This window comes from Amycolatopsis sp. NPDC043887 (assembly GCF_056435665.1).
On sequence record NZ_JBWKEB010000003.1, the window covers coordinates 213,137 to 219,191 of the forward strand.

Consider the following 6,055-nt stretch of genomic DNA (forward strand, 5'->3'; position numbering starts at 1 on the left):
TCCACCCCCCTCCCCCTTTCCCTTTTTGCGACAGCACCCCCCCCCCCCCCCCCCCCCCTCCCCCCCCCCCCCCCCCCCCCCGCGACCGGGCCTGCCGAGGTGGGCGACCGTGATCCGCCGGGCCCGGAGTCCGCCGAATATCCGCTGGACGGCATGACGAGACTAGGTGGGGAGCCCATCGAGCAAGGAAGTCGTCTTGAGCACCACGCCGGATCTCGGTCCGATGCCGCGGCGGATCACCGTCGACGTGGCGCAGGTGCGCCGGTTGATCGGCGAGCAGTTCCCGGAGTGGGCCGGTCTTCCGGTCCGGCCTGTGGCCGGATCCGGTTGGGACAACTTCACTTTCCGTCTCGGCGACGCAATGGTGGTGCGGCTGCCGAGCGCCGCCGAGTACGCCTTGGCGGTGGACAAGGAACAGCATTGGCTTCCGGTGCTGGCTCCCAGGCTCCCGCTTCCTGTTCCTGTCCCGCTGGCGAAGGGGCGCCCCGGCGCTGGCTATCCCTTCCCGTGGTCGATCTACCGGTGGCTTGACGGCGAGCCCGCGAGCGCGGACCGTATTTCCGACCCGGTCCGGTTCGCTCTCGACCTGTCCGGTTTCCTCGCGGCGTTGCGGAACGTCGATACCGCCGACGGTCCTCAGCCGGGTAAGCACAACTGGTTCCGTGGAGCCACCCTGCGCACCTACGACACACTGGCCGAGCGCGCGCTCTCGGCGCTGGACGGCGAGATCGACGTCGGCTCGGCCCGCGAGAGCTGGAAGACCGCGCTGCGTACCCCTTGGGACGGTGCGGACCGGTGGTTCCACGGCGACATCGCGCCGGGGAATCTCCTGCTCGACGGCGGGGAACTGGCGGCCGTCATCGACTTCGGCACCTGCGGCGTCGGCGATCCGTCCTGTGACATGGCCATCGCCTGGACGTTGCTGACCGCCGACGGCCGGGAGGCGTTCCGCGAACGACTTTCGGTCGACAGCGCGACGTGGGCGCGAGGGCGCGGTTGGGCGCTGTGGAAGACGCTGGTCACCTGCGCTCGGACGAGGGGCCGCGCCGACGAGGAAGCCGTGGACGCGCGTCGCGTCCTGGGCGAGATCCTCAGTCCTCTGAACACGCGGTGGTGATGCGCGGCGACGCCTGGGCGGCATCGAGCGTCCTGGCGCATTCGCCGAGCGGATCGGCGACAGCGGTGACGTAGGCGACGCGGCCCCAGACCGTTCCCTTCGGTGGAGGGGGCACCACGGCGCCGGGCCGGGCGACGTCGACCGCTTGGTCCACTGTGGACGGTAGCGTCTCCGGAGCGACTCGACGCGATGGCCGTGTCGCGCCGGTCGACGTAGCAGAAACGGATCCCGGCCACTCGCCACCTGGTGGGGCGCACGTCCAGATCGTGACCGCACGCCGCGCCGTCGGCGAGGATGCCGGGGGTCGACGCCGGTCGCCGGCCTGCCGTTGACCTCGATGAGTTTCGGGCCCGTCCCGGTCAGCATGTACTCGGCGTGCGTCCAGCCGTCCCGCAAGCTCAGCGCGGTGTGGGCGTCCCGCAGTATCGCGGTGAACGTCGAGTCGGTGAGCAGAGGATCGTCCGCGTCCACGGGCGCCTTGGTGTCGCGGGTGAAGGCGAACATCTCGCGGAGCCGCTCGGGGTCGTCGACCCGGACCACACCGAGACTGGCGCCGGGGCCAGGGGTTTGAGGATGGCCCGGAACATGGCCTCTATGCTTGTCGGTTTTCCGAACGCACACTGGATTTGGCGCCAGTCTTTCCCGAGGTGCCGGAACGGTTCCGGCGCACCGGATCAAAGTGTCCGCGAGAGTTGATCGATGAAAGGCACGTGGGTGCCGAAGATCTAGGGGGTTCTGTCATGGGACGCGCATATGCCGCACTTGCCGTGGCCTGCGTCATGCTGCTCGCGCCAGGTATCGCCGGCGCCTCGACCTCGGCAATGCCTGACAGGCAAGCGCAGCCACTCGGCGGGCACCTGCACGAAATCTCTGCCGCCGGTCCGCCGTACGGCGAGTTCATCGAAATCGGAAATCGTCACTCCGTCCCGGTCGACATCGGTGGCCGTAGCGTGCTGGTTCGCCACGGGCCGGAAATGTTCATGCTCGCCCAGATCCCCAGTGGCACGATCTTGAATCCGCAGGACGTCTACCTCCTGGCCACTACACAGTGGACCGGACGACCTCCCGATCAGGTCTATGACGCACCCTTCGACCTCCCTGACTACAACCTTTGTATGGTGCTGGCGAGGTCAGGCGCGGTAGAGGACTCCGTAGCGACGTCTGGGGATTTCGTGCCCGTGCCAGGACCGAATTCGTGCGGGCAAGGTTGGCCGGCACCTAAACCCAAATCCGGCCTGTGCCTGAAGCGGATCTACTTCACCGGCGTCAACTTCAGGGACTGGGCCAACGGGGCATGCACTCCCGGCTCCTATCCGTGAGCCGGAACGGGCATTCGGCTTGGCGTTCACCTCGGCTTCGGAACGGTCTTGGTGTCGGATCACGTCGTGGCACCTGCATCCGGACAATGGTGGCCCGAATCCGCTGCCTCGCTGCAACGCGGCGGGCGAGAACGCGGAGAGAACGTCGCGATGATCAAGTGTGGTTCGTCGGTACCGGATGACATGCTCGACGCGCCGAGACTGCTCGGGCCACGCGCTGGTCTTCCCGCCCCGCCGCGAAAGGCTGCCGCGGGGCATCGGCGTCTTCGAGTGTCCTGGTGGCCGCCTCATGGCGTGATGCCGTTGCCGCATGGGCGATTTCGATTTCCTCGTAGGTTCATGAAATGCTGCGGGAAAGCGCGGTCAGCGTGGTGGCGGGCATCGCGTACGGAGAGTCGTGCGACCGGTATGTCCGCATCTCCGTGGGCACGGAGTCGCCGTACCGGGTGGCCAGGGGCATCGCCGCGATCCGGGAGCCGATCGACGCGACCACTTGACGCGACGGCCGGTGTCCCGCCGCCGATCCATGGTTGGATCGACCACATGTCCGCCATCGTCGTCGCCGTGATCGCAGCGGTCGCATCGGTCTCCGCGGCGGTGGTCGCCGGGATGTTCGCACTGCCCGCGCGCCGTCTCGAAACCCGCGTGCAGAGCGCCGACCAGGTTCGCGAACGGATCTCCGATCGGAGGCGCGCCATGTGCGAGCCCGTCGTCGACAGGATGCAGATCCTCGGACCGCGGTCGGCGAACCTCTCCGACCGCCGGAGCCTGACCGACCCCGACCCGGTCTGCAAACGGCTCGGCTGGGTGCCGCCCTGGCGCGCGGCCAAGTGAGCGGGCGAAGCCGGGGGAGCGGCCCCTCTCCCTTGACCTGATCGCGGCCATGTTGGCCAGTAACCACCCTCGCCGAGATGGCGGCGGACGTTTTGGGGTCGTGGCTGACAGATTCGCGAACGGTGAATCGACCGCGCATGACAAAGACGAAGAATGGTCGCGCGGGCTCTGTGATTTTGCTTGCCTGGCGTGCCGCGCGGGTGTGTTAATTCCCTGTGGCATACCCGTGAATATGTGCACGCGCCCGCTGGGAAGAGCCCGCGAAAGCGGGCATTAATCGTTTGTCCGGTGGTTTCGGCGGGCGTGGTCCATGTGTTGGAGAGGTACCTGTGAAACACAGAAGACGTAGTCGAAGACTGGCCACTGGGGGCATCGCCGTCGTCAGCACGGCGGCCTTGGTGGCACTGGGACTCGCGATAGGGTCGGGCACCAGTGCCGCGGCTCCGGGTGAGCTCACGCAGAATTACTCGTGTCCATTCCCGTTGATCGGTGATCAGAACGTCTCGGTCACCATCAAGACCACTCAGCCTTCGACGATCGAGACCGGCAAACTGACTCCCGCCATCGAGATCACCGCCGTGTCCAACGCGGGCAAGACGGCGACGGAAGGCCTTCGTCTCGTCGGCGCCGAGTCCATCAAGGGCACCGCGAAGGCGACTTCGACCGTGACGATGCCCGGCAGCCAGGGCACGATGACGGTGAAGGTCGACTCCGACGTGCCGAACCAGCCCATCCCGCCCGCGGGCAACGATCTCGTCGTCAACGCGACGGGCAGCGCGCCCGCGCTGAGGTTCGATCAGCCGGGCACCGCGTCGCTCGCGGTGACCGGCCTCCAGCTGGTGATGACCCCGCTGAAGGCCGACGGCACCCCGACCGGTCTCGGCACCTTCACTTCGGACTGCACACTGGCGGCCGGGGCCGAGACCGTCCTGCAGACCTACACGGTGACCGGCTCGCCGGTCACCCCGGAAGCCGTTGTCGGCACAGGGAACCACCCGCCGCTGCGGCAGGTCTACAGCTGCCCGTTCCCGTTGATCGGGAACCAGGACGTCACGGTCGACATCAACGCCACGCTGCCCGACACGATCCCGGTCGGCCAGTTCACGCCCAGGATCGACATCACGGCCGTCTCCAACGCGGGCAAGACCGCGACCGAAGGGCTCCGGCTCGTCGGCGCCGAGAAGATCAAGGGATCGGCGCTGGCCACCTCGCTGGTCTCCAGCCCGCAGGGACATCTCGCGGTCGGCGTGCCGACAGCCGTCCCACTGCAGCCGATCCCACCGACGGGCAACGACCTGATCGTCAACGCGAGCGGTGCGGCGCCGTCGTTGCGGTTCGACAAGCCGGGGACGGCGACGCTTTCGGTGCACGATCTGGTGCTCACCATGACGCCGTTGACGGCTTCCGGCGCGGAGACCGGCCTTGGCACCTTCGTCGCGGACTGTACTCCCGCGAACGGCCAGGCCAACGTGCTGCACACCTTCACCGTCACCGCGGCCGCGGACACGACCCCGCCCTCGGCTCCCGGTGCGGTGACAGTCGGCGAAGTCACCCAGAGCAGCGTCGCGTTGTCCTGGGGCGCCGCCACCGATGAGGTCGGCGTGACCGGCTACGACGTCTACGAGGGTGCGAACCTCGTCAAGTCCGTGACCGGGACGTCGGCCATGATCGACGGTCTCACCCCGGACACGGAGTACTCGTTCACGGTCAAGGCGAAGGACGCGGCGGGCAACGTCTCGCCCGCCACCGCGCCTGCCACCGCCCGGACCGCGAAGGCCCCGGACACGCAGGCGCCGACCACACCCGCGAACGTGCACTCGACCGGATCCACCCAGACCAGCGTGACGCTGGCCTGGGACGCGTCGAGTGACAACGTCGGTGTCACGGGCTACGACGTCTTGAAGGGCACCGAGGTCGTCAAGTCGGTCACGGAACCGCAGGCCACGATCGACGGTCTGACGGCAGACACCGAGTACACCTTCACCGTGGTCGCGAAGGACGCGGCGGGCAACACTTCGGCCGCCAGTGCCGCGGTCACGGCGCGGACGCAGGCCGCGCCCGACACGCAGGCTCCCGGTGTGCCGGGCAACCTGCACTCCACCGGTACCTCGGCCTCCAGCGTCGGCCTGGCGTGGGACGCGTCGAGTGACAACGTCGGTGTCACCGGGTACGACGTGTACAACGGCGGCACCCTGGTGAAGTCGGTGACGGAAACCAACGCCACCGTCGACGGTCTCGCCGCCGACACCGAGTACACCTTCACCGTCGTCGCGAAGGACGCGGCGGGCAACAGGTCGGAGCCCAGCGCGGCGGTGACCGCCCGGACCGCCACGGTCCCCGACACCGAAGCGCCCAGCGTTCCGGCTGGTCTCGCCACGACAGACGTCACCCAGTCCAGTGTCGCGCTGTCCTGGACCGCGGCGACGGACAACGTCGGTGTCACCGGCTATGACGTCTACAACGGCACCACGCTGGTGAAGTCGGTGACGGGGACTTCGGCCACTGTGGACGGTCTCGCGCCGGACACCGAGTATTCGTTCACCGTGGTCGCGAAGGACGCCGCGGGCAACGCTTCGGCGCCCAGTGCCGCCGCGACGGCGCGGACGCAGGCCGCGCCCGACACCCAGGCGCCCGTCGCACCGGGCAACCCGCGCTCCACCGGGACCACGCAGACCAGCGTGAGCCTTGAGTGGACCGCGGCGACGGACAACGTCGGTGTCACCGGCTATGACGTCTACAACGGCACCACGCTGGTGAAGTCGGTGACGGGGACTTCGGCCACTGT

At 68.3% G+C, this 6,055-nt stretch carries 7 protein-coding genes; 6 read left to right on the forward strand and 1 reads right to left on the reverse strand.

Features of this window, described 5'->3' with window-relative positions; genetic code table 11:
* Positions 1-223 precede the first annotated feature (223 nt).
* Positions 224-1,117, forward strand: coding sequence for an aminoglycoside phosphotransferase family protein (locus AC069H_RS10410; RefSeq protein ID WP_478232276.1), 894 nt, complete (start codon positions 224-226; stop codon positions 1,115-1,117).
* Here the strand turns inward: AC069H_RS10410 and AC069H_RS10415 are convergent.
* Complete coding sequence (locus AC069H_RS10415) at positions 1,092-1,271, reverse strand: hypothetical protein (RefSeq protein ID WP_478224651.1); 180 nt, start codon at positions 1,269-1,271, stop codon at positions 1,092-1,094. The two genes, AC069H_RS10410 and AC069H_RS10415, sit on opposite strands and share 26 nt — an antisense overlap.
* 183 nt (positions 1,272-1,454) lie before the next feature.
* Between AC069H_RS10415 and AC069H_RS10420 the strand changes: the two genes are divergently transcribed.
* The 5 genes from AC069H_RS10420 to AC069H_RS10440 form a co-directional block, all read left to right on the forward strand.
* Positions 1,455-1,688 carry a hypothetical protein gene (locus AC069H_RS10420; RefSeq protein WP_478232062.1) on the forward strand — a complete coding sequence of 78 codons (234 nt, stop codon included), beginning with the start codon at positions 1,455-1,457 and terminating at the stop codon, positions 1,686-1,688.
* 169 nt (positions 1,689-1,857) lie between these two features.
* On the forward strand, positions 1,858-2,436 hold the full coding sequence (locus tag AC069H_RS10425) for a hypothetical protein (protein WP_478232063.1): 579 nt from the start codon (positions 1,858-1,860) through the stop codon (positions 2,434-2,436).
* Positions 2,437-2,780: 344 nt separating this feature from the next.
* Complete coding sequence (locus tag AC069H_RS10430; protein ID WP_478224649.1) at positions 2,781-2,933, forward strand: hypothetical protein; 153 nt, start codon at positions 2,781-2,783, stop codon at positions 2,931-2,933.
* A 46-nt stretch (positions 2,934-2,979) separates the two neighbouring features.
* Positions 2,980-3,270: a hypothetical protein gene (locus AC069H_RS10435; RefSeq protein ID WP_478232064.1), complete on the forward strand. Its 291-nt coding sequence runs from the start codon at positions 2,980-2,982 to the stop codon at positions 3,268-3,270.
* Between the two features lie 482 nt (positions 3,271-3,752).
* Positions 3,753-6,055, forward strand: a 2,303-nt coding sequence (locus AC069H_RS10440) for a fibronectin type III domain-containing protein (RefSeq protein WP_478232065.1), incomplete at its 3' end; no start/stop codon positions are given.

What these genes read in the sequence shown, in the direction of transcription:
- AC069H_RS10410 (WP_478232276.1), top strand. Translation starts at nt 224, where the DNA reads ATGCCGCGGCGGATCACCGTCGACGTGGCGCAGGTGCGCCGGTTGATC.
- AC069H_RS10420 (WP_478232062.1), top strand. Translation starts at nt 1,455, where the DNA reads ATGAGTTTCGGGCCCGTCCCGGTCAGCATGTACTCGGCGTGCGTCCAG.
- AC069H_RS10425 (WP_478232063.1), top strand. Translation starts at nt 1,858, where the DNA reads ATGGGACGCGCATATGCCGCACTTGCCGTGGCCTGCGTCATGCTGCTC.
- AC069H_RS10430 (WP_478224649.1), top strand. Translation starts at nt 2,781, where the DNA reads ATGCTGCGGGAAAGCGCGGTCAGCGTGGTGGCGGGCATCGCGTACGGA.
- AC069H_RS10435 (WP_478232064.1), top strand. Translation starts at nt 2,980, where the DNA reads ATGTCCGCCATCGTCGTCGCCGTGATCGCAGCGGTCGCATCGGTCTCC.